The organism is Pedobacter sandarakinus, from assembly GCF_026240095.1.
In the GTDB taxonomy this organism is placed as follows: domain Bacteria; phylum Bacteroidota; class Bacteroidia; order Sphingobacteriales; family Sphingobacteriaceae; genus Pedobacter; species Pedobacter sandarakinus.
This window is the reverse complement of the sequence record NZ_JAPIVG010000004.1, coordinates 514,876-540,827: the sequence shown is the minus strand read 5'-3', so window position 1 is coordinate 540,827 and position 25,952 is coordinate 514,876. Positions and strand designations below refer to the sequence as shown.

Sequence of the window (25,952 nt, the reverse complement as noted above, 5' to 3'; positions counted from 1 at the left end):
CAGCTCAACAAACTGGCGGCTTTTTATTAACTTTAAAACTGACTTTAAACTTTATGATGAAACATATAATTTTCCTGGGCTTATTCATGCTGTCCCTGCAGTTATTTGCGCAGCAGAAACAGTTTGATAAAGGCGATGATGGTAAGTTTATTTTTTATAAAGTAGTCGAGAGCCCTCAGGCGAGTCAGCAAACACTAATTAGTCGGGCTAAATCTTTCTTCAGCAAGAATAAAAAGCTCATCAAAGTGCTTAGTGAAACCGACTCTTCAGTCCAGGCTAACGGACGATTAATTATAGATAAAACTGTATTAGTAGTTGGTCATCCTAGTGGCGAGCTGCTGTATTCGCTAAACTTTGAATCGCGGAATGGTAAATATAGGTTCTGGCTAACAGATATGAGTTTTATTCCTTACCAAAGAGATCGTTATGGCAACTTCGTACCTACAAAAAACGTAGGCACGCCACTAGAAAAAGAGGTAGATAAGTTAACGGCAGCACAGTGGAAAGATATTCACGAAAGTGCTTATCAAAAGGTGACTAAATTTGCCGAAACCATTCAAAAGGATATGGCTACTGATAATGCTGTTAAGCCAATAGCGAAAGCTAAATCGCCGGTATCAACTAAAACTTGGTAAGCGATTAATATTTGCCGAAAATTTCTTCTACTTTTTTGTATCTGAAATTAAAAATCTCATTAATTTTCTTGTGTACGGTGATGGCATTGGCAATCTTTCCTATTGGCCCGAAGCCTATTGCATAGTGTAAGATGTCGTGCATTAAAACTCCACCATCAATTTCAGTAAAATGGTGCTGGTGGTGCCAAAAGGCAAACGGGCCGAATCGCTGCTCATCAATAAAATAGGATCGATCTTTTACATGGGTAATTTCCGTCATCCAATCTAGCTTAATACCCAGTAAAGGCGATACTTTGTAGGTAATGATTAAGCCTGGATACATTTTGGTATTTTCCATGTTGGGCGTAGTCACGTCAAAAGTCATGTCTGTTGGCGTAATCTCTGCCAAATTAAGCGGCGATGAGAAGAATTCCCATGCGGTATCCAAATCAACTGGTATTTTTTGCGTAAATTCTAAACGGTAAGTTTTCAAGAATGCTATTTAAGAGATAAGGATATAATGATTATTTTGTTTGCGCTATTGATTTTAATTTCTGATCGATCAGCGCTACCATGGATTTAAACTCTGCTGGTTCGTACCCGATGGATTGATAGATGATTTTGCCCGTTTCATCTATTAAAACGTTTCTGGGGATAGACTGGGTTGCGAATTTGCCGAAGACCTCTCTATTTAGATCAGGAAGTATGGGAAATGTAAATCCCTTTTTTGTTTTGTAAGGAATTAGTTTATCCCACCCTTCTTCGCGACCAAAAACAAAGAAAGCAAAATTGTTATTCTCCTTATACTTATCCCAAATTTGTGTTTGCACTAAAGGAAGCTCTGTATTGCATGGTGGGCACCATGTGGCAAATAAATTAATCAATATTAGTTTTCCCTTAAATTGGGATAGATTAACCGTTTTACCTTTTTCAATTTCGAAAGAAAAATCAGGTGACTGGTCGCCTAGTTTAGTTAACGTAGTGGGGTCGTTTTTTTGGGCAAAACCGGTAATAACTGCGCAAAGAGCAACACATAGAAATAGTATCTTTTTCATCTATAAAAAATATGAATAAAGATACTCTAAATTTCTGTAATCCTATATTAGTGCACCATTTTATCTGCACAAGTTGAACTTGCAAAAGCTTCGGGCTTGGCTTTAAAAATAAAGCCCATACTTAAAATATAACCCATTGCATCGTTCAATGCCTTGTTCGATTTGAAAGATGGATTTGTATTAATGTCGGCGTGTACTTCTAGCGCCACATCGTACAGGTCAAGCAAATCGCAAATCGAATAAGCAGTTTCAATTGATTTTTGCACTTCAACTAACATTCTTTCCTTAATGCTAACTTGTTGAGTGCTTTTTTCCTGATGGATGTACATGAATCCGCCATGGTGCTCTCTTAGCAATACAATAACCGTTGCAAAATCAGTTACCAATCCTTTTACCTGCGAATCGGTTCCGATGCATACTTTCAACTTATATCCATTTTCGGTTTCTCTAACAATTGATTTTTCAATTTCTTCGTGGATTGAAGACTGAATGATTTCGCCACTAAATTTTTTCCAGACCATATATATATATATTGGGTTTACTTAATGATAATCAGGTTTTTATAAAAATAAGGGCTTTAAATTAAATGTATGTTAAACGTAGATTGTTTATTTGCTAACAAAAAACTAGTTATCACCAAGTTAGTTAATTTCTGGTGAAAATCATGTGGTTTTTTTTGAAACAAATACGGTTAGGCATCGTTAATATGGTATTGTTGAACTAAATCATTCATATATTATGAAAACTGAACTCATTCAAGAATTTCAACTATTACAAAATAGTAGGGCTAACAAATTTGCAGATGACCTCACCGATAGATTTAAAGCTTCTGTGGATTTGGTTACCGAGAAAGTACAATCTTCTGTTTCCAAGCGGGGAAACATGTTACTCCAACTAGAAAATAAGTTTAACTTTTCTCTTTTAAAGAGGTTCAAAAGGAAATTTTTTAGGTTCTAATTGCCAATTTTTAAGGCGAGGATTATAAATGCTTATCTTTGGCACCGATGATAGCAAATGCCTTAAAGAAATTAAATATTGCTTCGCTTAATGAGTTGCAGGAAGCAACCATTAAGCAAGCATCTCTTGGGAAAGACATTCTCCTTATTGCGCCAACCGGGTCTGGCAAAACGCTAGCCTTTTTACTGCCACTGATTAACAAATTAAAACCCGAAATTACTGGGGTGCAAGCCTTGATCATCGTGCCATCAAGAGAGTTGGCCTTGCAAATTGAACAGGTATTCAGGCAAATGGGAACTGCTTTCAAGGTTAATTGTTGTTATGGTGGCCATGCGGTGCGTGTAGAAAAAAATAACCTCGCACATCCACCAGCGGTTCTAATAGGTACACCTGGCCGTATCGCTTACCACATAGAGAATCGTAATTTCGACGAGTCTTTTATTACCACCTTGGTACTTGATGAATTTGATAAATCACTCGAATTTGGATTCGAGCAAGATATGTCTTATATTATCAATGCACTCTACTCAGTAAATCAACGAATACTTACCTCTGCTACAAAAATGGAAGAGATTCCGGCTTTTGTAAAACTAAATGAGCCTGCAGAAATTGATTTTTCTAGAAACGTAGCAGCGAAGCCTAATTTACAACTAAAGCAAGTTACAGCCGCTGCTGCAGACAAGCTATCGGTTCTCTTAAAACTACTGAGCAAAATTGGCTCGAAGAATACCCTGGTTTTTTGTAACCATAGAGAAACAGTAGATCGAATTAGTGATTTGCTTTTCGAACATGGTTTGGGCCACGATGTTTTTCATGGAGGCATGGAACAGTTCGATAGGGAGAAAGCATTGCTTAAGTTTCGAAATGGAAGCCATAAGATTTTAATCACTACAGATTTGGCCGCCCGGGGCCTGGATATTCCGGAAGTGGAAAATATTGTGCACTACCAATTGCCTTATACCGAAGATGCTTATATCCACAGAAATGGTAGGACGGCGAGAATGAATGCAACGGGAACCGCCTTTGTTATGCTTACACCAGAAGAGCATTACAAGTATTTACCCGCCGATGTTGACGAGGAAAATCTGGAAGAAACCTACCAACCGCCACAGGCAAGCGACTGGGTAACCTTATATATCCCTAACGGAAGAAAAGATAAAATAAACAAGGTAGACATTGTTGGCGTTTTCTTGAAGAAAGGAGGCATCGGAAAAGAGGATTTAGGTCTCATCGAGGTGAAAGATTCAGCCAGCTATGTTGCGGTAAAAAGGCATCAGGTAGATGGGCTCCTCCAGAAGTTAAGTTCCGAAAAAATCAAGGGAAAAAAACTGAAAGTAGCCATCGCAAGCTAGCATAAACCAGGTACATACATAAAAATTATACAATGAGTAACAACGATATCCTAAAAAAACTAAGAGTGGCGCTATCACTTAAAACGGAAGACATCATTACAATTTGCGACCTGGTAGGCTTTAAGGTTACCAAGGCAGAATTGGGCGATATCTTTAGAAATGAAGATCATGAGAACTTTAAGCCATGCGGCGATCAGATTTTGAGAAATTTTTTGAATGGCTTGGTAATTTACAAACGCGGACCAAAAGAAGAAAAGAAATAAATTTACATATAATTACGAGTTATGAGGATTAAGATTTATTTGTTCATATTAGCCTTTACCATAAGTACCCAAACGGTTATTGCGCAGCAAAATTTGTCGACAAAGAAAGAAGATTTTTCTGATGACTGGGCGGCGCTCTCTAAATATCAAAAAGAAAATGACACTTTAAAGCTTCCAAGAAAAGGTGAAAAACGGGTTGTTTTTTTAGGAAGTTCTATTTTCGAATTCTGGAAACAAAAGGATCCAGCATACTTTAACCAAAACCCATACGTCGACCGGGGAATCAGCGGGCAACTTTCTCCGCAATTGCTAATCAGGTTCAGACAGGATGTGATAGATTTAAAACCAAAAGCCGTTATTATCTTGGCAGGAAGTAACGATTTGGCATCTAATAAAGGTCATGTAAGTAACAAAACAGTTTTAGATAACATCAAATCGATGGTAGAGTTGGCTAAGAAACACCATATTAAAGTATTTCTATGTAAATATTTACCTATCAACGAATACCCCTGGAATAAAAGCCTAACTGGTGTGGCAGAACAAATCATCTCGTTAAATGAAACCATTGTGAATTACGCGAATGAAAACAAGCTTGCCGTTGTAGATTACTGGACACCGCTTCGTGATGAACGCGATGGGCAAAAAGCAGAATACACCACAGACGGTGTGCACCCAAACCTGGCAGGCTATAAAGTAATGGAAGCCGTAACAGATTTGGCACTTAAGAAAGAATTAGGCAGATTGTAAGCTAAGAGATAATTTGGTTTGGAGTAGGCCAAAAAAAGCTTGTCGAAACACAACAAACTTGATGTTGAAACATTTCGACAAGCGCTTTAATAATAAGAAAGCCATCGTTCTTGAGATGATGAGCTACTCAGCTTAATTAGTTAAGTTTTTTATACCTGATGCGTTTAGGTGCAATATCTCCCAAACGTTTTTTACGATTTTCTTCGTAGTCAGAGTAATTTCCTTCAAAGAAATAAACCTCCGAATTTCCTTCGAATGCCAGAATATGGGTACAAATTCTATCTAAGAACCACCTATCGTGACTGATTACAACTGCGCAACCTCCGAAGTTTTCAAGTGCTTCTTCTAAAGCCCGTAGTGTATTCACGTCAATATCATTGGTAGGCTCATCCAGTAATAACACGTTAGCCCCCTTTTTAAGTGTGATGGCTAAATGAACCCGGTTGCGTTCTCCACCAGATAAAATGCCTACTTTTTTCTGCTGATCTCCGCCGTTGAAGTTAAATTTCGAAACATAGGCCCTGCCGTTAACAGCTTTGTTGCCAAGTTGTATATTATCTAGCCCGTCAGTGATGTTTTCGTACACGGTTTTGTCTGCATCTAAATCGTTATGCATTTGATCTACATAACCTAATTCTACTGTGTCGCCTACACGGAAAGTACCATTATCTGGTTCTTCCTGCCCGGTAATTAATCTGAACAAGGTAGTTTTACCTGCACCATTCGGGCCAATAATGCCTACAATACCAGCAGGGGGCAGAGAAAAATTCAAATTATCAAACAACACTTTATCGCCATAACTTTTGGTAACATTGGTTGCTTCGATAACCACATTTCCTAAACGTGGCCCTGCTGGAATAAACAACTCCAGTTTGTCTTCCCTTTCTTTTCCGTCTTCTGAAGCAAGTTTATCATAATTCGCTAAACGGGCTTTTGATTTGGCATGGCGTGCTTTTGGAGCCATACGTACCCATTCCAATTCTCGTTCCAAAGTTTTCTGGCGCTTGCTTTCTGTTTTTTCTTCTTGCGATAAACGTTTTGCTTTTTGATCTAACCAGCTGCTGTAGTTTCCTTTCCACGGAATGCCTTCTCCGCGATCAAGCTCCAAAATCCAGCCGGCAACGTTATCTAAGAAATACCTATCGTGGGTAACGGCAATAACGGTACCTTCGTAATTTTGTAAAAATTGCTCTAGCCAATCTATGCTTTCGGCATCCAGGTGGTTGGTTGGCTCATCTAACAACAACACATCGGGTTTTTGTAATAGCAGGCGGCACATGGCAACACGTCTACGCTCACCACCAGATAGCACACCTATTTTGGTTTCTGGATCCGGGCAACGCAATGCATCCATAGCCCGCTCTAACCTCGAATCGAGTTCCCAGGCTCCAACTGCATCAATTTTATCTTGCAGTTCGCCTTGTCTGGCCATTAGTTTATCCATCGCATCCGGGTCAGAATAATTTTCCTCTAGCCCAAACGCTTCGTTGACTTCTTCATATTCTTTTAGAATTGCGGTAATTTCGGCAACGCCTTCTTCAACTACCTCACGAACGGTTTTCTCGGGATCTAAAATTGGTTCTTGCGCTAAGTACCCAACTGAAAATCCTGGCGAGAAAACAACCTCTCCTTGGAAACTTTTATCCAAGCCAGCAATAATTTTTAGTAGGGAAGACTTACCAGAACCGTTTAAGCCGATTACGCCAATTTTTGCACCGTAAAAGAAGGAAAGATAAATATTTTTTAAAACCTGTTTTTGTGGAGGGTAAATTTTATTTACACCCGCCATCGAAAAGATTATTTTTTCGTCAGACATGATTGTTTTCTAATTTTGATTTAAAAGGTTTCTGTTAATTACCAAGTGAGGTTTAAAGCCCTATTGATAATGAAGATTTGGCGGTGCCAAAACCGATTACAAAGATAGAAACAACCCGACTATAACAAAATGCTTTGCGATATATCTATAACCTAAGTAAGAGCTTCGTTTATTCCCTTAACATTTTGTTGTAAGCTATATGCGCTCGTAATAATTTTATGCCTTGTGCTGTGTTCATTAATGGTTTGTTGCTACGCCTTGCATTTACCATACTTATCTTATAAAGCAAATCCCAGTGCTTCTTAATTTCACGCCAGGCGAAAAATATCGAATGTTTTGGGTCGTACATGTGCGCTGGTTCGCTTGCAGCACCATTAATTTCCATGATGTAAAAATCTTCTCCCTGAAGCAATTTTTCCCAACTATGGTATTTAATATCTAACCTACCGAAGTAAAATTCTGGCAAATGTTTGCATACGCGATCAATTACATCAATTAGCGATGGTGATATTTTGTGGCTTACGTCGGTAAAGAGCGCACCCCTGCAGTGGTTTCCAAATGGAACCAATAACCTTTCTTCATCTACCTTTAATATTTCCAATAGTGCTAGCGGATTAGTAGTCTCGAGCAGGGGAAGTTGTAAAAAATGCCGGTCATTTTTGTTCAATAAGGCTGCAATGGTAGATGTTCCATCACCTTTTACACTCAATAATTCTTTTTCAACAACTCCGGTGAGTGTGCCAGATTTATCAGATGGCATGCGGTAATAGAATATTCCAATTTCTTTTTCAAATGTCACAAATTCTTGTACCAAAAAATCGGTTTTTGCACTTTGTACGTATTGCACCAGATCAGGCAAGGTCTTTACTAATTTTACACCCGTTCCACGCTCACCAATTTCTGGTTTTACAATTACCGGAAAATCCATTTCCTTTTTTTTCAAGGCTAATAGCAAATCTGTTGTTGAAGTTTGACTATTAAAGCCAATTGATTTTGGATAGCATTGTTGCGGAAGATGTTTATAGCAATCGCTCTTCTTTTCCATTGCAAAACCGGAGTGTTGCCTCATGGGGTTTGCGGCACTGAAGAAGAACAACGATCTTGCTTTTAGGCTCAAATAAAACCAATAAAGATACATTGGTGCATACACTAAGTGCATTGGCCAGTATTCCCAGTTGAGGGTTTTAATTTTTAAAGTACGAACATGCCTGCCTAATTTTTTAAAGTAATTGTTTAACGCGAAACTTCGGTTGATGGTTTTGGTGTAGGTCACATCCTCTTTTAGATCGCAATGAACCATATTAACCTGACGTTTTGTAGCCAATACTGAAGTAATGCTCATAGTAGAAATCCCGTTTTCAAGATCCATTACCAGGCTGCTTTCAGAATCACCTTCACCAGTAAAGTGATGGAAAAACATAGCATCCATTTGTGTGATTTCCTTATTTTTCATTCGCCATGCACAAAACCATTTCTCTCGTAGGGCGCTTACAGCATTCGAATACAATGTGGCAGACGACCAGATATAGCTTCCAAACCTGTCTTTCTCTAGAATATGCTTGCTCAGCCCATCCCAACGGCATTCGTATAATTTCTCATCCGTTGAGATAATAAGCGTGAATTGCTCAATTCCTGTAAAGTCGGAGTTGCCGAAGTGCTTAAGGGGAGATGGGGCTTTAATAATTTCGAGCAAGATAATTCCTCGGCTCTGGCGATATGCTGCTTTTTTAACATGATTTTTGAAAGCACCATTTAACAGCACCACAATCTCTCCACTATCTTTGGTCGCAATCCAGGTTCCCTGGCTTTTTGGATCTGTGGGATAGGCTAACGTTACCGTTCCAATCTTTCTCAAATCTGGTGCACTAGCCAGTCCGCGTTCAATATTTTCATCGCGGTTTGAAGTAATTAACCTGCCATCCTTAGTTGAAAGATAGGTTACTGTGCACATATTTGTCGGTATTTTATAGTAGATGCCGCTACACCGAAATCTGGCGGTAGGCTAATTTTACAGTTTAGATTAATGCCAACCCTGATAAGCGCCATATGATGCACCGTATGCTCAAGGTTGTACATCAGTTCACGAAAGTAGGTAGTTGGCATTTGAAAAACGTCTTCGGTTGAAGACAAGGAAGCTTTGATATGTAGCGGCCTGTCTATCCTGTTCACATTAGCTTTAATATGTTTTATTTTTGCTATCGCTATTTGTCGATCGTTTTCAACGGCATGATCTCTCTTCCGGTCGTCGTAATTAATAGTTCCGGTTTCATAACCCAAAAACAATTCGTTATAGAACTCAATGATGTGCCTGATGTGTTGACCGATTGTAGCGCCACCTAAAAGAGCTGCTCCCGCTGAAAATTGTAAGTCTGTAATATTTGTTATGGCTTGCTCGGTTTGGTCTAGCAATGTGCATATCCCATCTGTTAGTTGGTTGATCATATTACTTTGATTTAATAAAGTCTAAAAGTTTCTGCCGATCATTGGCAATGAGGGTTATGCAACAAATTGAAACAATACATGCAAGCATAAATAGCTTACCCATGTCATTTTGCACGACAATTCCCAATTGTGTAAGGTGCGAAAAAATCGCTCCCACCATTAAACCCAGCCCTAGCACTGCACCATAAATTGTTGTTTTAGGGATTAAAATGAGTGCCGAAGCGATCAGTTCTAAAATCCCAATTCCTATTCTTCCATGAGGTTCGAGACCTAACTCGCGAAAAATAAATACCGAAACCGGAGCGGCAGAAAATTTAAAGAAGAGTGTTTGCAATAAGATAATGGCTGCCAATAGCCTTACTGCCCAGATAAATGTTTTATTCATGATGTTGGTTTATAAATAGTTTTCTTGCTAGTTCTGACTTGCTTTTGTTTTTAAATTCATTTCATTATTATTCCAGGCTTTAAAGGTGTTGTTGGAAATGTGTTAAAAGCAGGTTTTTGTCATTTGGTCGATCAAAACCTAATAACCTTACAGCAATTCTGGTTTTTGTACTAAAAAACATCACATCATCTTATTAAAGAAACAGCTAAAAGTTTCGTGAATTATTCGGCCGGGATTTTATATGCTATATTTATTGCACCATTTAGCAAGATATGGCGATAGAGAATAATGATACCAAAGAACAGATTGATAGAAATGTTCTTAACCCAGACCATTGGGTGCATGCTTATGCAGATTACCTTTATAAATATGCTTTAGTTCGGGTAAGAGATGAAGATATTGCTCAGGATTTGATACAGGATACCTTTCTTGCTGCTTTGAAAGGAGTAACTAAATTTGAAGGAAAAAGCAGCGAAAGAACCTGGCTTACAGGAATCCTGAAACACAAGATTGTGGATTATTATAGAAAGTCGGCATCTGGTTTAAATCATGTCGACAGCGTTTCAACTTCAGAAGAGAATACTGAACGCTTTTTCAATGAAAGCGATGGCCATTGGAAGAAAGAATACGCTCCGCAGCCTTTTGCTGAAATTATAGATTCCATAAACGAGCGTGAGTTTAACCTTATTTTGCAAAAATGCATGCAAAAGCTACCTAAGTTGTGGGCTGCTGTGTTTTCATTGAAACATATCGATGAAGAGGAAACTGATGTCATTTTATCATCTTTAAGCATTAGCTCATCTAATTTTTGGGTTATTATTCACCGTACCAAACTGAGCCTCCGCTCTTGTCTTCAAAAAAATTGGTTATGAATAGTTTAAAGAAAATTACATACAACTGCCGTATGGCTACTTTTCTTATCGAAAAGAAAAATATTGCCGGAATAAGTTTTAAGGAGGAATTTGAATTGAAATATCACCTGGTTGGTTGTTCGGTTTGTCGGCTCTTTCAAAAGCAAAGTTTATTGATAGATAAAATGGTTAGGAATAGTTTTTTAAATAGCCATAACATTAAGATCAATGGTGATTTTAAAGCTGCACTTGAGAAGCGCATTGCTGAGGAGCTTAAAAAGGGGAACGGCTGATTGATTGCTTAAATAAACATGAGTTTTTACTGATAGAACAAAACTAAGCCTGGAGATAAACGAGAATGGCCACAACAATTAAGTCGTAGCCACTTTCTATTTGGATGTGATAATGGATTTAGAAACCTAAACCAAGCGCAAAACCTCTTGATGCATTTGAAATGGTTGCACCAGCTGTTGCAGCACCTGTTGTTAAGTTAATGCTGTAGATTCTTTGTGTACCGCTTACCGTAAACAAACCGTAAGCAAGTCCACTGGTACCACCAATATCAAAACCATTATTTGATTCTACATTGATGCCCAAAGCGCCAACATCTACCAAAGTACCCATATTAGGCGGATCTTGTTTATATAAACGATCACCATTAGAATCGATATCAAATAATACAGTTGTAGTTGCACCAGCAAAATTGTTGGTATAGGCTGCGCCAGATACGGCAGCAGTTGTAAGCGAGATACCTCCATCAACAGTTACACTGCCATCTAAAGGATTAAATCTCAAATTCTGGCCAAGGTTACTTACAATTCTAATTCTGTCTACCGTTGGGTTAAAATCGAAACCGAATTGTGTTCCGTTTAGAAGTGTGCTAAGTGGTGCAGTACCTACGGCAGCTGCCAAACCAGATGACATGTTAATAGTATATACACGACTAGTGCTACCCAAAGCATAAAGTTGTCCGGTTAACGGACGCATATCGATTCCTAAAATGCTTTCTCCAGCTTGGATTCCGGTGATGGCTTTGATACTAATGGTTGGTGTCGCAGCCATTGGATTAAAAATCAGAAGCTCATTGTTGTTAGAAACTGCATAGGCAACTGGCTCTGTTGGTATGGCCAATCCAGTAATGCCTGATGGCAAATTACCGATTTTGGCAGCTTTACCAGTGTTAAGATCGATAGTATATAGACCTGAAGCACCGCTAACAGTTAGTGCGGCGATCGCTGCAGTACCATCTGGATTGATATCGAAACCTCCCATATCATCAACATCGTATCCTAAGCTTCCAACTTCAACCAGTTTACCATCATTTGGTGGATCTTGTTTGTATAGCTTATCTGTAGCCCCATCAATATCGAAAAGGGTTGTAGTGGTTACACCAGCTTTGTTTTGTGTATAAGCTACTGAACCAATTTTGGTATTGGCTACGCCGTTAATAGAACCATCTGTTGCAGCTACCGTTCCGGTTTCTGGATTTAAACGGAGGTTTTGCCCGCTGTTGCTTACAAAACGAATGCGGTCTACCGTTGGGTTAAAATCGAAACCTGCAGCAGTGCCGGTAATTGCCGGAGTAAATGCAGCGGTTGAGATAGCTCTTGCAGCACCGGTTTTTAAATCGATTACATATAAACGGCTACTGCTGCCAATGCCATACAATTGGCCGGTTGCCGGGCGGAAATCGATACCTAGAAGTGTTTCTCCGGTTTGTAAGCCAGAAATATTTACCGATGAGGTTATTGATGAAGGATTTTTTGCGTTAATCAACAATAATTTACTATCGGCGGTTAAGGCGTAAAAATTAACATCCGGTCCTGGAACCAGGGTTTCAATGTCATTGTTCCTGTCTTTTTTGCATGCAGAAAAGAGAATAGGGGTCAGAATAGCACATAGGGCTACAAAGATTAAGTGTTTAATTTTAATCATGTTTTTAAAATGTTTATTTAAGAAATAAGGTGTTTTGAAATGGGAAAGAAGGCCCTTACTTAGGCGGCTGCTCCGGGATCGGTAGATCGCAGTTGATGACCACAAATTTGCGGTTTTGTTTTTTTACACTGGCAATGCTGCTGGTTTGGCACTCCAAAGTGCTTGCGAGACTTAAGACAACATCAGCAATTTTCTCCTTCTCTGATAAGGTGTCTTGTTTTTCAGTACCATCTGATTTTTCAATCGGGTTGGTTTTGAAGATTTCCTTGGCAATTTTAGAAATCGGCATAGCGTATATGGTAATTCTGCCGGCAACAGCCAGAAGCAGAAAAATCATAATAAAAAGCCTTTTGTAAAATGATGCCATTATAGTTGTCAAAAGTTCGGGACTTCGCATGCATATACGTGATAAAGCTGATGGCAGATTTTATAGGAATAAAAAAAATTAGGGCGGTGGAATTTACGTTGCCAAATGTGCTGAAACTAGCCATCTAAACCCGATACAAGTGTAAAGCCCGGATTGTGTTTTTCACACAAACGGACTTGCAACGGTAGCGGGGCTAACGCTAATCGTTTCACAAACACTGCTTTTCCAAAACAATAAATAAAAAATCAGCGTTGATGATATATGGCATTAGCGATTTAATCCTCGTAAAGAAAGGCCACAAAATAGATTGATGGCACGATGCTTTAAAAATTCTGTCAAAAATTGTAAATTAGGTTCAGAAATGGATACAAATTGTCAGTGTAACCAGTGTTGAAAATACTTACAATAAACCGACAATGCCGTTGGCTTGAAAAAATAGATGTCTATAATGTGCTTTCAAATCCTTTATAAAGCAGATTACGTAGGTAAATATTATGAATATGAACTTTTTATACATCATATTCCGAAGTTAATTTTAGGGTACATAGTTGTGTAGAAAGCGGTTTAATTGCCCAGATGGCGCAATTGTTGATAAAATAAAGAAAACAGCACCATCTCTTTTTATAATTTATTTTATAGTTTAGAGACGTAGCTGTTAAGAAAGGTATTATGGAAGCAAAATTTTCACCACAGGTTAAAGATGTAATCTCTTTTAGTAGGGAGGAAGCGCTCCGTTTAGGACACGATTACATCGGAACCGAGCATTTATTATTGGGCCTCATACGCGAAGGCGATGGCATGGCCATAAAAATTTTACGATCGTTAGGGGTTGATACTGGTAAATTGCGCCGCTCTATTGAAGATGCCGTTAGGGGAACTTCGAGTGTTACAGTTAACTTAGGTAATATCCCATTAACGAAACAGGCAGAAAAAGTTTTAAAGATTACTTACTTAGAAGCTAAGATATTCAAAAGCGATTTAATTGGTACAGAGCATTTGCTACTATCGGTTTTAAGAGACGATGATAACATTGCATCGCAAATATTATTACAGTATGGCGTTACGTACGATGTTTTTAAACAGGAGGTAGAAGTGAATAAGAATGGTTTTAGAGACGATATTTCTAACAGTGCCTCAACTGGGGGCGATGATGACTATCGTGAGGAAGAAAGCTTTAGCACGCCTAAAAAGGTTTCAGATATTAAATCGAAGACACCTGTTCTAGATAACTTTGGTCGTGATTTGACTAAGGCTGCTGAAGAAGGTCGTTTAGATCCTATTGTTGGTAGAGAAAAGGAAATTGAGCGGGTTTCTCAAATTTTATCTCGTAGGAAAAAGAACAATCCGATTTTAATTGGTGAACCGGGTGTTGGTAAATCCGCAATTGCAGAGGGTTTAGCATTGCGTATTGTGCAACGTAAGGTATCGCGTGTGCTTTTCGGCAAACGTGTTGTAACTTTAGATTTAGCATCGTTAGTTGCGGGTACCAAATACCGTGGACAGTTCGAAGAACGTATGAAAGCGGTGATGAATGAACTGGAGAAATCTACAGATGTGATTTTATTTATTGATGAGATCCATACCATCGTTGGTGCAGGAGGTGCTTCTGGTTCACTTGATGCATCTAACATGTTTAAACCGGCTTTGGCTAGAGGCGAGATACAATGTATTGGTGCAACTACTTTAGATGAGTATCGCCAGTATATAGAGAAAGATGGCGCTTTAGACCGTCGTTTTCAAAAAGTTATGGTGGAGCCAGCTACGCCAGATGAAACGGTAGAAATTTTAACACGAATTAAAGATAAATACGAAGAACATCACGGTGTAACGTATACCGATGAGGCTATTCAGGCTTGTGTTACTTTAACTTCCCGCTATATTTCAGATCGTTTTCTACCCGATAAAGCGATTGACGCTTTAGATGAGGCAGGATCGAGGGTTCATTTAACCAATATCCACGTTCCACAGAATATTATCGATATTGAAGCGAAAATTGAGGATATTAAGTTAGAGAAAAATAAAGTTGTTCGTAGCCAGAAATACGAAGAGGCGGCTAAACTTCGTGATACAGAAAAGAACTTAATTGAAGAACTGGATAAGGCGAAAGCAGAGTGGGAAGCAGAAACTAAAACGAAACGTTATGAAGTTTCTGAAGATAACGTGGCAGAGGTGGTAGCAATGATGACTGGTATTCCGGTTCAACGTGTTGGCCAAACCGATAGTCAGAAGCTTTTGAATATGTACGATAAGGTTGCGGAGAAGATTATTGGACAAGATGATGCCATTAAAAAATTAACAAAGGCCATACAACGTACAAGAGCAGGATTGAAGGATCCGAAAAAACCAATAGGTTCGTTCATATTCTTAGGTCCGACGGGTGTTGGTAAAACTGAGTTGGCGAAAGAGTTAGCTCGCTTCATGTTTGATAGTGATGATTCATTGATTCAAATCGACATGAGTGAGTACATGGAGAAATTTGCGGTATCTCGTTTAGTGGGAGCGCCCCCGGGATATGTAGGCTACGAAGAAGGTGGACAATTAACTGAAAAAGTTAGAAGAAAACCCTATGCAGTAATCTTGCTCGATGAAATTGAGAAAGCACATCCAGACGTATTCAATATTTTATTACAAGTATTAGATGAAGGGCAATTAACAGATAGTTTAGGACGTAAAGTTGATTTTAGAAATACAATCATCATTATGACTTCGAACATTGGTGCACGCCAATTGAAAGATTTTGGTCAAGGTGTTGGTTTCTCTACTTCAGCGAAAACAAATCAGGCAGAGTCGCATAGTCGTGGTGTGATAGAAAGCGCATTGAAACGTGCTTTTGCACCGGAATTTTTAAACCGTGTAGATGACGTGGTTGTTTTCAATAGCTTAGGAAAAGATGAGATCTTTAGTATTATCGATATCGAGTTGAAAGCATTATTTGGCCGTGTACATACTCTAGGTTATGAAATTGCCTTAACAGAGAATGCAAAAGAATATATAGCTGAAAAAGGTTTTGATAGCAACTTTGGGGCTCGGCCGCTGAAACGTGCGATCCAAAAATATTTGGAAGACCCAATTGCCGAAGAAATTCTTAAAGGCGAATTAACTGAAGGCGATGTTTTGGAGATTGATTACGATAAAACATCAGAGCTCATCTCTGTTAACCATAGAAAGGGTGAAGCAAAAAAAGAAACACCTGAAAAGGAAGAAGATTCATCAAGCAAATAGCTTTAAACTCCCGATTGTAAATCGGGAGTTTTTTTTTGCTGTCGAGAACAGACGCTTTACAGATTTTGATCATCCAAACTGCATCAAACCTCAATTAATTATTTACAATATTTTCGTGGATTGGTTGAACTTGCAAAACTTCCAGTTATATTGCTGTATAAATCAACCCAACTAATGAAAACTTTTGTCCCGATCGTATGTTTGGCAATTTCTTGCATGGCCATTTCTTGCAAAAAAAGTAGTAGTAGTGCTAGTGCAGAAACTACACTCATAGTGCCGAAATTAGAAACCAATACCAATATCAATAATGATGCGCTGCTTAAACTCGTAAACGATACTCGTTTGGCTGGCTGTAATTGTGGTGCTACTTTAATGCCGCCAGTTTCTGCATTAACGTGGAATGCTAATTTAGCTTCGGCGGCTATTGCACAAAGCAAGTATATGGAGTCGATAAATAAGATGCAACACGAATCTGCTAATGGAGACGATGTGGGCAAACGCATTACCGCAGCTGGTTACATTTGGAAAACTGCAGGTGAAAATATTGCACAAGGGCAAACTTCTGAAAGCCAGGTTTTTAACGATTGGATCAAAAGCGAAGGTCATTGTAGAAATATCATGAATGGCGCATTCAAAGAAATGGGAGCGGCTAAATCGGGTACATTTTGGACACAAGTTTTTGCTTCTAAATAAATCTTGTACAGCTCACTATTTGTAATCACGTTCAGGCGATAGTAACTTCATTAGCGCCTGATAGTACCTTTCGTAGTTCTGTTGATCGGTGTTCAGGAATAGAAAAGGTTCTATGAGCTCGAGTTCCATGAGGAGGAAATTGTCGTTCACGAATGTTCCATCTACCCGGGCATACAGGCAGCCTTTAGCAAAATGATTTACATACTGCGCCGCGGTATCGATCAGCTCTTTCGTGGGCTGTTGAGGATGAACGGATCCTCCAAATGCGGGCTGAACACGGAAGTCTCCGGGCTTAGCCTGTTTAATTAACGCGTGGCTAAATCTACCGTTAAAGAATATGAAGGACCATTCACCTTGATCCAAAATTTCAGGTAGAAAAGGCTGGACAATAAAATCTTCTTCGGTTAAAAGTTTGTTAAGCTGTTCGTTTAGAGCAGTAACATGCTCAGCCGTTACTTTGAAAGTATTCTTTGCGCCTCCGCTAATACAAGGTTTTACGATAAGTTTATCCGTATTAAAATGAAGCAGGTAGCTAGCCAAATCTACGTTGGTATTTTTGTTTAAGAATATGCTGGGCACAATAGCTAATCCTGCTTCTGCAATCTGTTTGAGATAATGCTTATCCATGTTCCACCGTACTACCTCAATTGGGTTAAGTAGTTTGATCTTTTTCTGTTCCATTAAATCAAGCCAGCAAACAAAATCGCTAAAAAGATCGAAGTAATCCCATGGGGATTTTAAGATGGCAATTTGAAAATTGTCCCAGTTTACCGAAGGGTCGTTCCAGATTACCATTTGGATGTTTAAACCTTTTGCGGTTAAAAATGCTAAAAGCTTTTCGTCTTCTTCTTCTACCGTTGTACTATTGTATTTTCCCTTGTCTAGGTAGCTTACCAATGCAATATTCATCAGCTAAAACTATGTTTTATTCAGGCATCTGGCAAATATTTCTAGAATAATGACATTTGCTCGCTTGGTACTTTAAACTGAGAATGGTCTAAATCGATGCGGTTAAGGTTTAAGCCGTTTAGCTTGCAGTGGAGTTTAAAATTATCGCTGATCATTTTTGCAATATTTCCGCCTCCACGCATCCGCTCGCCAAACCTACTATCGTTCACATTTCCTCCATGGCAACTTTGAATCATGTGCCAAACCTTATCGAATCGATCTGGAAAATTTTTTCTTAGCCAATCTTCAAAGATTTGACCAATGGCACCGTTGAGTCTCACAACCGTGTAGCCTGCCCGGGTTGCTCCTGCATTAGCAACCTCCCTCAAAATGCCTGGTATTTCATGGTCGCTCAACCCCGGGATGATTGGAGCAACCAACACACCCACTGGAATTCCAGCCTTGCTCAATGTTTCTACTATCCTCAACCTTTGTTTCGCAGTAGTGGTTCGCGGTTCCATTACTTGTCTCAGATGTTCATTTAGGCTATTGATAGATATGTATACGGCACATAACTTTAATTTAGCAAGTTCCTGCAAAATATCCTGGTCACGCAAAATCAGAGCGTTTTTAGTAATCATACCTATCGGTTGCTTGTACGCAAGCGCAATTTCTAGAACCTGACGGGTGAGTTTAAATTTCCTTTCGGCCGGTTGGTAGCAATCGGTATTTCCAGAAAGCGAAATCGTTGAAGCATCCCAGGTCTTTTTTTCCAGAAACTTTTTGAATAGCGCCGGTGCGTCTTTTTTTACAATGATTTTTCTTTCGAATTCTAACCCTGCACTGTAGCCCCAGTACTGATGGGTATTTCTAGCATAACAATAGGTGCAACCATGCTCACAGCCCTGGTAGGGATTTAAAGAATAAGCCATGCCCACATCGGGGCTATCAACCTTGTTTACGATGGTTTTAGAATGCTCAAAGATAAACGCAGTTTTTCGGTCACTCTCCTCCCAATCATCAATACCTTCATCATGTTCTTTAACATAAACGTCCTCCAAAAACCGGTTATGAGGGTTAATCTGTGCGCCACGCCCTTTAAAATATTTATTCTCTCCATCCATAATTATAGGTTAAAAATACTAAAAAAATTAGTATTTATGTAGGGATGAGATCGAATTATATTGGAAAAAAATAGAAACTAATAACCATAGTTTATTAATGGTAACCCACAACTTGTCTCTAAAAAAAATTGTTTGGCGCAATGGTAGCCTGTTGATTTTATGCATCGTTTCCATTAAACACTTTCTCGCATTTGGGCAAGATGAAAGCAGACAGCTTTAATTTGATGATTTAGGCAATGGAACGTAATCCATAGGCACAAGATCTGCAATTTTTTCATATGCCCAATATCCCTCAAATAAAAGAGATCTGGAATCGTAAATACCACCATTTTCATAGAAACGAACACCCTCACTCATCAGATTGGCTACCGAAATTTCATTTTCCGGAACGTCTAACGGCCTGAAAACCCAAAACCCTGTTTTAGAATAAGCCAAAGATTCTTTTTCTTTTGTGTATTGAATAAGTAAGGCATCAGTATAGCTGACAAACTTTAGGTTTTCATTGAAATGATGCACCAGCGTATCTGTAAGTACTTCGGCACGAGAGAATTTGTCTATCGTTCGGGGCATTTCTTTTTGTTTTGTCCAAAAGGCTAATAATGCAGTATCAATTTTCCCAGCTGTTTTTCTTACGCCAGTTTTTTCGGGCAGCGTCTTAATTTTCTCCAGATTGGTATTGATGACATATTCAGGATAACGGTTTGGGTTGGGAACTTTTACCATTTTATTAATGATGAATCCTTCTTCTTTAGTTCTATTTGCATACAACGACCGGAAAAAGTGCTGTGCCGAGCCGTAATAGGCAATTTCTCTTGCCGCAATATATTTCTTTTTCTTGGCAGGGCTTGCCTTCAACTCCTCGAAAAATGGATGACCAGAATAGTAAATGATGCGTGTTCTGGAATTATACTCAAAATGATCGAGCATGTATTTAAGGCGGTAACCTAGTGCCTTATTCTCGACAATTAGAAATTCTGTAGTAGAAACAGTTAACGTGCTTTTGGTTACATCGAAATCTACATTTAAAACCTGGGGATTAAGAATTTTGCACTGCAAGGCATTTGGAGTTTTGCCAATGAAAAAATCTTTAAATTGATTGATATATTTTTGCCGATTCGGGTCGGCCCTAATAATCACTTCATCTAGCTGTGCAACATTTTCTTTAAGTACCAAATCTACAGTAACAGATTGATCTTCAATAATTACGCTTTTGGAGTAGGGGAGATAACCAACAATTTGTACCAACAGGTTATAACTTCCAGGTTTTAGGTTACTCAGTTTAAATCGACCATCATTATCTGCAACCGTTGCCATTTTATAGCCACTCAAATAAATGCTAGCACCTGGTAATCCATCCTTCTTATCTCGGACGATCCCGCTAATGGAAAAGGTACCTTGGGCGGAGGAATGCCCCCACATTATTACGCATAATAAAATCGCCAGCAGGCCTTTAAACATGCAGGCGAATGTAACCAAAAGCCAGAATATTATAACGGTGATTGGCGTTTTTTAACATTTTACTCCGGTTCGCTTGGTGTATAATCCATTGGTACGCTGTCTGCAATTTTTTCCCATGCCCAGTAGCCCGAAAAAAGCATAGATCGGGGATCATATATTCCACCATTCTCATAAAAATAAACTGGTGCGATTTGCAAGGTAATCAACGAAATCTCAAAATCACCCATATCAAGAGGCCTGGATAGCGATGCATTCAGTAGGTTGGCATATTCTCGAGCTTCGTTCTCCTTGGTATAAATAATATACAAGTTGTCGGTAAAATTTATGCTTTTGATAGACTTGTTAATTGTTTTGACCAGCGTATCCTGTAAAACTGTGGCCCTGTTCAATATTGACATGTTTTTAGGTTGTCGTTTTTGGTTGATCCAGAAACTCAATGAATCATCATTCATGCCGATGGAAATTCTTCCGGTACTACTTAACTGTTTTTGGGTAAGCTTTTTTATGTTGGCTTCAATGGTACTATCAGCCGGCCGATTTATATTCGGTTTATTCACTAGCTTGTTAACTATAAATCCTTCGGCTGTGAGTGTATTGCGGTATAAAGAACTAAAAAAATGCTGTGGCGAGCCCAGGTATGCAACTTGTCTTTTCTTTCTCCAGATTTTCTTCTTTCTTTCAGAACCTGTAAGCTCTTCGTATGTTGGAAACCCCTCATAATAGATAATGTTGGTTTTACTATCCCACTCAAAAAGCTTCACCAAATATTTGATTCTATAGCCTAAAGCCTCATTCTCTATAATTAAGAACTCGTTGGTTTTTACGGTTAGCTTTTTATTTACCTTATCATAATCAATATCAAGAACTTGGGGATTAATCATTTTACATTGCTTGGCGTTCGGCGTGGTGCCGATGAAGAACTCTCGAAAAAGATTTACATAGTATTGGCGATTGGGATCTGGCTTGATCGTTACTTCTGCTAGCTGAATAATGCTTTCTTCCAGTACTATTTCTATTTTTATCGGTTTATCTGCAACAAGCACATTTCTAGTTTGTGGATTGAAACCTATGAGCTGGATTAGTAAATCATAATTACCGGGATTCAATCGCAAACTAAACTTTCCATCTTCATCGGCTACTGTCGCCATCTTGTAACCGCTAACGTAGATACCAGCTCCAGGTAAAACTTCGCCTTTTTTATCTTTTATGATACCAGATATGGAGGTGGTTTGAGCATTTATTTTGAAGGTAACAAGTCCTGCAAATACCAAAATAAACAAACCAATCCTCCAAAACATAAACTAAGTTAATAGTTTATTACGATTTAATCAATTAATTTGAAGGGAATGTTAAGGGTAAATTGCGCTTTCAAAGGCTTGCCATTCGATATTTTCGGATTCCAGCGGCCCATTGACTTTAGTACCGTTATTACTTCATCTGCACAGCCATAACCAAGATCGTTTATCACACTAAAGTCTTCGGGATATCCAGCGCTATTAATCGCGAAGCATACGGTCACTAATCCTTCAATGCTACTTTGTATTGCAAGTTCGGGATAAACTAAATTTTTATTTATAAAGGCATAAAACTTGATCATGCCTCCGGCATATTCAGCCTGCTTTTCGCCCATAAACAGCCCGCCATCAAAATTGTAGGTTTTATTTTTCTGAATGATTGTCACTTGTTTGTACCTGGGCTTTTCTTTGATTTTTTTAGCGTTGATAAATACCTGATCATTACTTGCATTAATTGCGGTAATTGGATTCGGGTTTAGCTTTATTAAGATGTACCTGCTCCCTTTATTTGTAAAGTAGGTTCTTCCTGTTGGCGAATCAAAAATTAATCTTTCTACGGGATTGACACCATTTAGATAAAAGTACCCCGCACTGTCTGTCTTAACAGATTGATCATTTCCATAGACAACTGTTACATCTGCTAGAGGTTTGCCCACTAGGTTGATAACTTGACCATGAACATTGATGGTGTCGATAAATGTGACAAGGGTATCATCAACTTTTTGCCCTTTTGCACTAAAGAACATAAATAAGAGAAGATAGGAAAGAATTTTCTTTATCATGTAATGATGATGAAATACATCACTCTTTCCACAAACCTAACTTAATAATTCTTTTGCATTTTCCATTGCGGAGGTTCCGGGATTTTTGCCACTCAACATCTCAGCAATTACACCAACTCGTTCTTCTTGCTGCAATCTTCTTATTCCAGTTGTGGTTTTTCCTTTTTCATCATTTTTATAAACAAAATAGTGCGCCTCTCCTTTAGCCGCTATTTGCGGTAAATGCGTAATGGAAATCACTTGCATATCCAATCCCAGATTGGAGATTACTTCACCAACCTTCAAAGCTGTTTCGCCTGATATCCCTGTGTCAATTTCGTCAAAAATAATGGTTGGAAGTGAGGTGTGTTTGGCTAATAAAGCTTTAATGGCTAACATTAATCTCGATAATTCACCTCCTGATGCTACTTTGCTTACAGGCGCAGGGGCCTGACCAGCGTTTGCGGTAAATAATAAGTCGATTTGATCTAAGCCATCTTTACTCAAATCAGTCAGCGTTTGCTGGTTAAGTACCAGTTGAGCATTAGGCATACCCACTTGTTTTAAAGTACTGCTGGTTTGCGCTGTTACCACTTTAATTGCTTTTCTCCGATTACTACTTATGGTGCCCGCCAATTTAGATAACGACGATTCCAGTTCTGCAATATTTTTTTGCAAAGACTCGATATTTTCATCCGATGATAGAAGCGCATTGAGGTTTTGCTCCAGTTGCATTTGAATAGACAAGAGTTCTTCATTATTGCTTACGCGATGCTTTTGCTGCAATGCGTAAAACAAATCAAGCCTTTGATTAATTAACACCAAGCGATCTGCACTATGGATAGTGTTTTCGTCCATAGCAACTACCTCATCAGCAATATCTTTAATTTCTATAATAGACGACTTTAATCGTTCGTATAAGGTATTGATTGCAGGATCAAATTTTTCTATTCCCTGCAGTTGCAATTGTGCTTCTTTCAAAATTTGGAGCGCCGAGGGTTCACCTTCAGAGAGCATTCCTGCTGCGGTAATTAAACCTCTTTTGATGGTTTCGGCGTGGGTGAGCCTTTCCAATTCCTGTTCAAGCGTTTCTTGTTCCTCGGGCTTAATGTTTGCCTGTTCCAATTCATTAAACAGAAATTGCTCGTAATCCTGTTTGCTTTTGGCTTCATTGGCATCGTTTACAAGTTTTTTAAGCCTGACATGTTCTTGTTTTAGCCTTTTATAGTCCTTTCTATAAGTCGATAACAGGCTCTTGTGATCGGCAAGCGAGTCTACGATAAGTAGTTGAAAGTCGGCATCATTAATTTCCCGAGTGGCCTGTTGTGCGTGAATATCAATCAGCTTTTCTCCGATTTGCTTTAAGATAGAAAGATTTACAGGTGTATCATTGATGAAAGATCTGGTTTTGCCATCTATGGAAATCTCTCTACGCAGGATGCTCTCGTTTGAGAAATCCAGATCGTTCTCCTCAAATATTTCTTTCAAATTCTCATCGGCTAACAAGAAATTTCCTTCAATTACACATTTTTTATCTTGGTTAAAAAAGTACTTGCTTTCTGCCCGTTGGCCCAGTATAAGGGAAAGGGCACCCAAAATAATGGATTTTCCTGCACCTGTTTCACCCGTGATAATGTTTAAGCCTTTGTCAAATTCGATATCGAGGCTATCGATTAATGCGTAATTACGAATAGAAAGTTTTTGTAGCATAACTAGAGCGAAAATACTAAAAAGTTATCTTACCTAGGCTTCAAAACAACAACAGCGGAGAAAAATCCCCGCTGTTGCTTGTAGTTAGTTTGGTAAATTATTGATTCTTTTTCTTCGCTTTTTCCATTTTTTGTTTCAGTGCGCTCACTTCCTTGTCGAACTTATTCTTTAACTTTTTATATTCTGCGCTTTGTTTTAAATTGCTGTTCGAATTATCATTCAGGTATAACACGCGGCCATCAGAGCTGCTCAAAAGTTCGCCATTTATACTTAGTAGAGAATCAGCTTTGCGCCTGGATAGGTTTTCAATTGCTATTCCTCGTTTTGCAATTGCTACCTCTTTTAACGCTTTAGCCCTGACGATGTCGATTTGTGCCTGGAATTCTGGCGAAGTAAACTTTTTTTCCATGTCTTCACCAATTTTTCTCCATTTTTCTTGTGCTTCTTCGGAACCAAATTCTTTTGCCATATCTTCACCAAACTTTTTCCACTTCGCTTGCTCCTCTGGTGAATTAAATTTTTTCTCCATGTCTTCACCCATCTTTTTCCATTTAGCTTGTGCTTCGGGGGAGTTAAATTTCTTGGCCATTTCTTCGCCGAATTTCTTCCATTTGGCCTGCTCCTCTGGCGAGTTGAATTTTTTTGCCATTTCTTCACCCATTTTTTTCCATTTTGCCTGCGCCTCAGGCGAATTAAATTGCTGGTCTATTTTAATCCGAAAAAGCGAATCTTTGAATTTGAGGTTAGAATCAAGATTGATGCGCAAAACATTTTTGTTGCCGAACAATTCTTCTTTATAAAAATCCTTGCGCACGCTATCTGGCATGTCCTTTACAGAGTTATACTCTGTACGTTTACCATTAGCATCAATAGTAACAATCTTTATTTTGCGCTTTTTATTGGTGTCTAAATAGATAACGGGTTCAGGGTTGGTTATTTTCAACTCGATTTTGGTGTGCTTTTCTTTAGGGGTATGCTTAATTTGTTTTTTTGTTGCCGGATTGATCCATGCAATAGAAAACAAGCAGGCCACACCAAGGGTTAGGGCAGCCATTTGCTGCTTTGCATTTAGGTAGTTCGTTTTCATATTTGTTATTCTTTTAATTCGCTGATAAAGATTTTGGGTTTTGCCTGTTGCTGCCAGGGCGTATGCAGGGCTATTTTTGTCTTTTAACAATTCTAATTTAAGTAGGGCATGGGCATAATTTAGTGGCTTACCTGTAACCTTTAGTACCAAATCATCGCAGGCATGTTCGCGTTCAATGTGAATGAACCGACCAGCTAACCAAACAAACGGATTGTAAAATAATAGTGTTTCTATGGCTGTTTTGATCAGGTTAAGTAAAAAATCGTTTCTCCGTACATGTGATAGTTCGTGGATTAAGATAGCTTCTACCTGGTCGGTATCTAGTTGGTTAACCAATGCGATTGGGAATAACACAACGGGCTTAAAATAACCAATCACCACCGGCACATTTACAATTGCTGATATATGAAATTGAATGTACTTTTTAATGTTTAGCCTGGCAGATACCCGCTCGAAAATGTGTTGCCATTCTTCGGGTATTACAGTCAGGCTTTCTTTTTTAAAGCGGGATAGCTGTTGGTAACCTCTCAAAATAACAAGCGATTGAAGCAATATCCCAATAACATAAAATACTGCCACAATAGGAAAATATCGCTCTGCTCTGCTACTGAAACTTTCAGGTAGGTTATTAAAGTACTGTTGAAATTGTGCCTGAGTTAATTGCTCATTTACCACCTGTTTGGGTATAGCCAGGTTAATTTTTGTTATTAGATTATAAGCGAAAGCGGCAAACATAAGCAAGATAGCACCGAAAGCGAGATTGTGTTTGTGCTTAGCGGCGAGCTTTGGCAGACTAAACAGGGTAAGGAATAGTATACCATAAACGACAGCACTTTGCCATAGGGAGTTTAAAATACTCCAGCCAAATGCATTAATAAAATGTTGTAATAAAGTTTCCATAATGGTGGTTCAATTGTTATCGAATGCTTT

24 protein-coding genes are annotated in these 25,952 nt (G+C 38.7%); 8 read left to right on the top strand and 16 right to left on the bottom strand.

Features of this window, described 5'->3' with window-relative positions; all coding sequences use genetic code 11:
* Window positions 1-53: 53 nt before the first annotated feature.
* Window positions 54-635, top strand: a complete 582-nt coding sequence (locus OQ268_RS13835; RefSeq protein ID WP_265856862.1) for a hypothetical protein — start codon at window positions 54-56, stop codon at window positions 633-635.
* Between the two features lie 4 nt (window positions 636-639).
* Here the strand turns inward: OQ268_RS13835 and OQ268_RS13830 are convergent, their stop codons facing one another.
* The 3 genes from OQ268_RS13830 to OQ268_RS13820 are packed head-to-tail and all read right to left on the bottom strand — an operon-like array spanning window position 640 to window position 2,190.
* A complete protein-coding gene (locus OQ268_RS13830) occupies window positions 640-1,107 on the bottom strand; it encodes an SRPBCC family protein (RefSeq protein WP_265856861.1) in 468 nt (155 codons plus the stop codon).
* A gap of 31 nt (window positions 1,108-1,138) precedes the next feature.
* The gene (locus OQ268_RS13825; protein ID WP_265856859.1) at window positions 1,139-1,669 is read right to left on the bottom strand and encodes a TlpA family protein disulfide reductase; all 531 of its coding nucleotides are present in this window, start codon (window positions 1,667-1,669) and stop codon (window positions 1,139-1,141) included.
* Window positions 1,670-1,716: 47 nt separating this feature from the next.
* A complete protein-coding gene (locus OQ268_RS13820) occupies window positions 1,717-2,190 on the bottom strand; it encodes a ribonuclease H-like YkuK family protein (protein ID WP_265856857.1) in 474 nt (157 codons plus the stop codon).
* Window positions 2,191-2,673: 483 nt separating this feature from the next.
* Here OQ268_RS13820 and OQ268_RS13815 point away from each other — a divergent pair, with 483 nt between their 5' ends.
* From OQ268_RS13815 to OQ268_RS13805, 3 genes are read left to right on the top strand one after another with little or no spacing between them, the layout of a single operon-like run.
* Window positions 2,674-3,978: a DEAD/DEAH box helicase gene (locus OQ268_RS13815; RefSeq protein WP_265856856.1), complete on the top strand. Its 1,305-nt coding sequence runs from the start codon at window positions 2,674-2,676 to the stop codon at window positions 3,976-3,978.
* Window positions 3,979-4,010: 32 nt separating this feature from the next.
* The gene (locus OQ268_RS13810; RefSeq protein WP_265856854.1) at window positions 4,011-4,241 is read left to right on the top strand and encodes a DUF1456 family protein; all 231 of its coding nucleotides are present in this window, start codon (window positions 4,011-4,013) and stop codon (window positions 4,239-4,241) included.
* A gap of 21 nt (window positions 4,242-4,262) precedes the next feature.
* A complete protein-coding gene (locus OQ268_RS13805) occupies window positions 4,263-4,988 on the top strand; it encodes a GDSL-type esterase/lipase family protein (RefSeq protein ID WP_265856853.1) in 726 nt (241 codons plus the stop codon).
* Window positions 4,989-5,124: 136 nt separating this feature from the next.
* Here OQ268_RS13805 and ettA read toward each other — a convergent pair whose 3' ends face one another.
* The 4 genes from ettA to OQ268_RS13785 form a co-directional block, all read right to left on the bottom strand.
* Window positions 5,125-6,804 carry an energy-dependent translational throttle protein EttA gene (gene ettA, locus OQ268_RS13800; protein ID WP_265856850.1) on the bottom strand — a complete coding sequence of 560 codons (1,680 nt, stop codon included), beginning with the start codon at window positions 6,802-6,804 and terminating at the stop codon, window positions 5,125-5,127.
* A gap of 169 nt (window positions 6,805-6,973) precedes the next feature.
* Complete coding sequence (locus OQ268_RS13795) at window positions 6,974-8,755, bottom strand: NRDE family protein (protein ID WP_265856849.1); 1,782 nt, start codon at window positions 8,753-8,755, stop codon at window positions 6,974-6,976.
* Window positions 8,743-9,246 carry a hypothetical protein gene (locus OQ268_RS13790; protein ID WP_265856847.1) on the bottom strand — a complete coding sequence of 168 codons (504 nt, stop codon included), beginning with the start codon at window positions 9,244-9,246 and terminating at the stop codon, window positions 8,743-8,745. The genes OQ268_RS13795 and OQ268_RS13790 overlap by 13 nt, the downstream gene beginning before the upstream one ends.
* A gap of 1 nt (window position 9,247) precedes the next feature.
* Window positions 9,248-9,631 (bottom strand): DoxX family protein, encoded by a 384-nt coding sequence (locus tag OQ268_RS13785; RefSeq protein WP_265856845.1) that lies wholly within the window; start codon window positions 9,629-9,631, stop codon window positions 9,248-9,250.
* A 272-nt stretch (window positions 9,632-9,903) separates the two neighbouring features.
* On the opposite strand from OQ268_RS13785, the gene OQ268_RS13780 reads away from it, so the two are divergent.
* Entirely contained in the window at window positions 9,904-10,503 is a 600-nt protein-coding gene (locus OQ268_RS13780) for a sigma-70 family RNA polymerase sigma factor (RefSeq protein WP_265856844.1), read from the top strand.
* Entirely contained in the window at window positions 10,500-10,775 is a 276-nt protein-coding gene (locus tag OQ268_RS13775; RefSeq protein WP_265856843.1) for a hypothetical protein, read from the top strand. Before OQ268_RS13780 ends, OQ268_RS13775 begins: the two co-directional genes overlap by 4 nt.
* A 118-nt stretch (window positions 10,776-10,893) precedes the next feature.
* Here the strand turns inward: OQ268_RS13775 and OQ268_RS13770 are convergent, their stop codons facing one another.
* Both OQ268_RS13770 and OQ268_RS13765 read right to left on the bottom strand, forming a co-directional pair.
* Complete coding sequence (locus OQ268_RS13770; protein ID WP_265856841.1) at window positions 10,894-12,417, bottom strand: DUF4394 domain-containing protein; 1,524 nt, start codon at window positions 12,415-12,417, stop codon at window positions 10,894-10,896.
* A 55-nt stretch (window positions 12,418-12,472) separates the two neighbouring features.
* On the bottom strand, window positions 12,473-12,754 hold the full coding sequence (locus tag OQ268_RS13765) for a hypothetical protein (protein ID WP_265856839.1): 282 nt from the start codon (window positions 12,752-12,754) through the stop codon (window positions 12,473-12,475).
* A 699-nt stretch (window positions 12,755-13,453) separates the two neighbouring features.
* Here OQ268_RS13765 and OQ268_RS13760 point away from each other — a divergent pair.
* Together OQ268_RS13760 and OQ268_RS13755 are read left to right on the top strand one after the other, a co-directional pair.
* Window positions 13,454-16,006, top strand: a complete 2,553-nt coding sequence (locus OQ268_RS13760; protein WP_265856838.1) for an ATP-dependent Clp protease ATP-binding subunit — start codon at window positions 13,454-13,456, stop codon at window positions 16,004-16,006.
* Window positions 16,007-16,180: 174 nt separating this feature from the next.
* Window positions 16,181-16,699, top strand: coding sequence for a CAP domain-containing protein (locus tag OQ268_RS13755; RefSeq protein ID WP_265856836.1), 519 nt, complete (start codon window positions 16,181-16,183; stop codon window positions 16,697-16,699).
* 15 nt (window positions 16,700-16,714) lie between these two features.
* Here the strand turns inward: OQ268_RS13755 and OQ268_RS13750 are convergent, their stop codons facing one another.
* The 7 genes from OQ268_RS13750 to OQ268_RS13720 all read right to left on the bottom strand — a co-directional run bounded on the left by OQ268_RS13750 (window position 16,715) and on the right by OQ268_RS13720 (window position 25,922).
* Complete coding sequence (locus OQ268_RS13750; protein ID WP_265856834.1) at window positions 16,715-17,608, bottom strand: ATP-grasp domain-containing protein; 894 nt, start codon at window positions 17,606-17,608, stop codon at window positions 16,715-16,717.
* Window positions 17,609-17,649: 41 nt separating this feature from the next.
* Window positions 17,650-18,711, bottom strand: a complete 1,062-nt coding sequence (locus tag OQ268_RS13745; RefSeq protein ID WP_265856832.1) for a PA0069 family radical SAM protein — start codon at window positions 18,709-18,711, stop codon at window positions 17,650-17,652.
* 216 nt (window positions 18,712-18,927) lie between these two features.
* Window positions 18,928-20,169, bottom strand: coding sequence for a carboxypeptidase-like regulatory domain-containing protein (locus OQ268_RS13740; protein ID WP_265856830.1), 1,242 nt, complete (start codon window positions 20,167-20,169; stop codon window positions 18,928-18,930).
* A 59-nt stretch (window positions 20,170-20,228) separates the two neighbouring features.
* Window positions 20,229-21,467: a carboxypeptidase-like regulatory domain-containing protein gene (locus OQ268_RS13735; protein ID WP_265856828.1), complete on the bottom strand. Its 1,239-nt coding sequence runs from the start codon at window positions 21,465-21,467 to the stop codon at window positions 20,229-20,231.
* Window positions 21,468-21,493: 26 nt separating this feature from the next.
* The gene (locus tag OQ268_RS13730; RefSeq protein ID WP_265856826.1) at window positions 21,494-22,246 is read right to left on the bottom strand and encodes an energy transducer TonB; all 753 of its coding nucleotides are present in this window, start codon (window positions 22,244-22,246) and stop codon (window positions 21,494-21,496) included.
* 36 nt (window positions 22,247-22,282) lie between these two features.
* Window positions 22,283-23,935 (bottom strand): DNA repair protein RecN, encoded by a 1,653-nt coding sequence (gene recN, locus OQ268_RS13725; protein ID WP_265856825.1) that lies wholly within the window; start codon window positions 23,933-23,935, stop codon window positions 22,283-22,285.
* 97 nt (window positions 23,936-24,032) lie between these two features.
* Complete coding sequence (locus tag OQ268_RS13720) at window positions 24,033-25,922, bottom strand: M56 family metallopeptidase (protein WP_265856823.1); 1,890 nt, start codon at window positions 25,920-25,922, stop codon at window positions 24,033-24,035.
* Window positions 25,923-25,952: the final 30 nt, after the last annotated feature.

Excerpts from the sequence above, each read along its gene's own strand:
- OQ268_RS13835 (WP_265856862.1), top strand. The coding sequence starts at position 54 with ATGATGAAACATATAATTTTCCTGGGCTTATTCATGCTGTCCCTGCAG.
- OQ268_RS13825 (WP_265856859.1), bottom strand. The coding sequence starts at position 1,669 with ATGAAAAAGATACTATTTCTATGTGTTGCTCTTTGCGCAGTTATTACC.
- OQ268_RS13820 (WP_265856857.1), bottom strand. The coding sequence starts at position 2,190 with ATGGTCTGGAAAAAATTTAGTGGCGAAATCATTCAGTCTTCAATCCAC.
- OQ268_RS13815 (WP_265856856.1), top strand. The coding sequence starts at position 2,674 with ATGATAGCAAATGCCTTAAAGAAATTAAATATTGCTTCGCTTAATGAG.
- OQ268_RS13810 (WP_265856854.1), top strand. The coding sequence starts at position 4,011 with ATGAGTAACAACGATATCCTAAAAAAACTAAGAGTGGCGCTATCACTT.
- OQ268_RS13805 (WP_265856853.1), top strand. The coding sequence starts at position 4,263 with ATGAGGATTAAGATTTATTTGTTCATATTAGCCTTTACCATAAGTACC.
- ettA (WP_265856850.1), bottom strand. The coding sequence starts at position 6,804 with ATGTCTGACGAAAAAATAATCTTTTCGATGGCGGGTGTAAATAAAATT.
- OQ268_RS13795 (WP_265856849.1), bottom strand. The coding sequence starts at position 8,755 with ATGTGCACAGTAACCTATCTTTCAACTAAGGATGGCAGGTTAATTACT.
- OQ268_RS13790 (WP_265856847.1), bottom strand. The coding sequence starts at position 9,246 with ATGATCAACCAACTAACAGATGGGATATGCACATTGCTAGACCAAACC.
- OQ268_RS13785 (WP_265856845.1), bottom strand. The coding sequence starts at position 9,631 with ATGAATAAAACATTTATCTGGGCAGTAAGGCTATTGGCAGCCATTATC.
- OQ268_RS13780 (WP_265856844.1), top strand. The coding sequence starts at position 9,904 with ATGGCGATAGAGAATAATGATACCAAAGAACAGATTGATAGAAATGTT.
- OQ268_RS13775 (WP_265856843.1), top strand. The coding sequence starts at position 10,500 with ATGAATAGTTTAAAGAAAATTACATACAACTGCCGTATGGCTACTTTT.
- OQ268_RS13770 (WP_265856841.1), bottom strand. The coding sequence starts at position 12,417 with ATGATTAAAATTAAACACTTAATCTTTGTAGCCCTATGTGCTATTCTG.
- OQ268_RS13765 (WP_265856839.1), bottom strand. The coding sequence starts at position 12,754 with ATGATTTTTCTGCTTCTGGCTGTTGCCGGCAGAATTACCATATACGCT.
- OQ268_RS13760 (WP_265856838.1), top strand. The coding sequence starts at position 13,454 with ATGGAAGCAAAATTTTCACCACAGGTTAAAGATGTAATCTCTTTTAGT.
- OQ268_RS13755 (WP_265856836.1), top strand. The coding sequence starts at position 16,181 with ATGAAAACTTTTGTCCCGATCGTATGTTTGGCAATTTCTTGCATGGCC.
- OQ268_RS13750 (WP_265856834.1), bottom strand. The coding sequence starts at position 17,608 with ATGAATATTGCATTGGTAAGCTACCTAGACAAGGGAAAATACAATAGT.
- OQ268_RS13745 (WP_265856832.1), bottom strand. The coding sequence starts at position 18,711 with ATGGATGGAGAGAATAAATATTTTAAAGGGCGTGGCGCACAGATTAAC.
- OQ268_RS13740 (WP_265856830.1), bottom strand. The coding sequence starts at position 20,169 with ATGTTTAAAGGCCTGCTGGCGATTTTATTATGCGTAATAATGTGGGGG.
- OQ268_RS13735 (WP_265856828.1), bottom strand. The coding sequence starts at position 21,467 with ATGTTTTGGAGGATTGGTTTGTTTATTTTGGTATTTGCAGGACTTGTT.
- OQ268_RS13730 (WP_265856826.1), bottom strand. The coding sequence starts at position 22,246 with ATGATAAAGAAAATTCTTTCCTATCTTCTCTTATTTATGTTCTTTAGT.
- recN (WP_265856825.1), bottom strand. The coding sequence starts at position 23,935 with ATGCTACAAAAACTTTCTATTCGTAATTACGCATTAATCGATAGCCTC.
- OQ268_RS13720 (WP_265856823.1), bottom strand. The coding sequence starts at position 25,922 with ATGGAAACTTTATTACAACATTTTATTAATGCATTTGGCTGGAGTATT.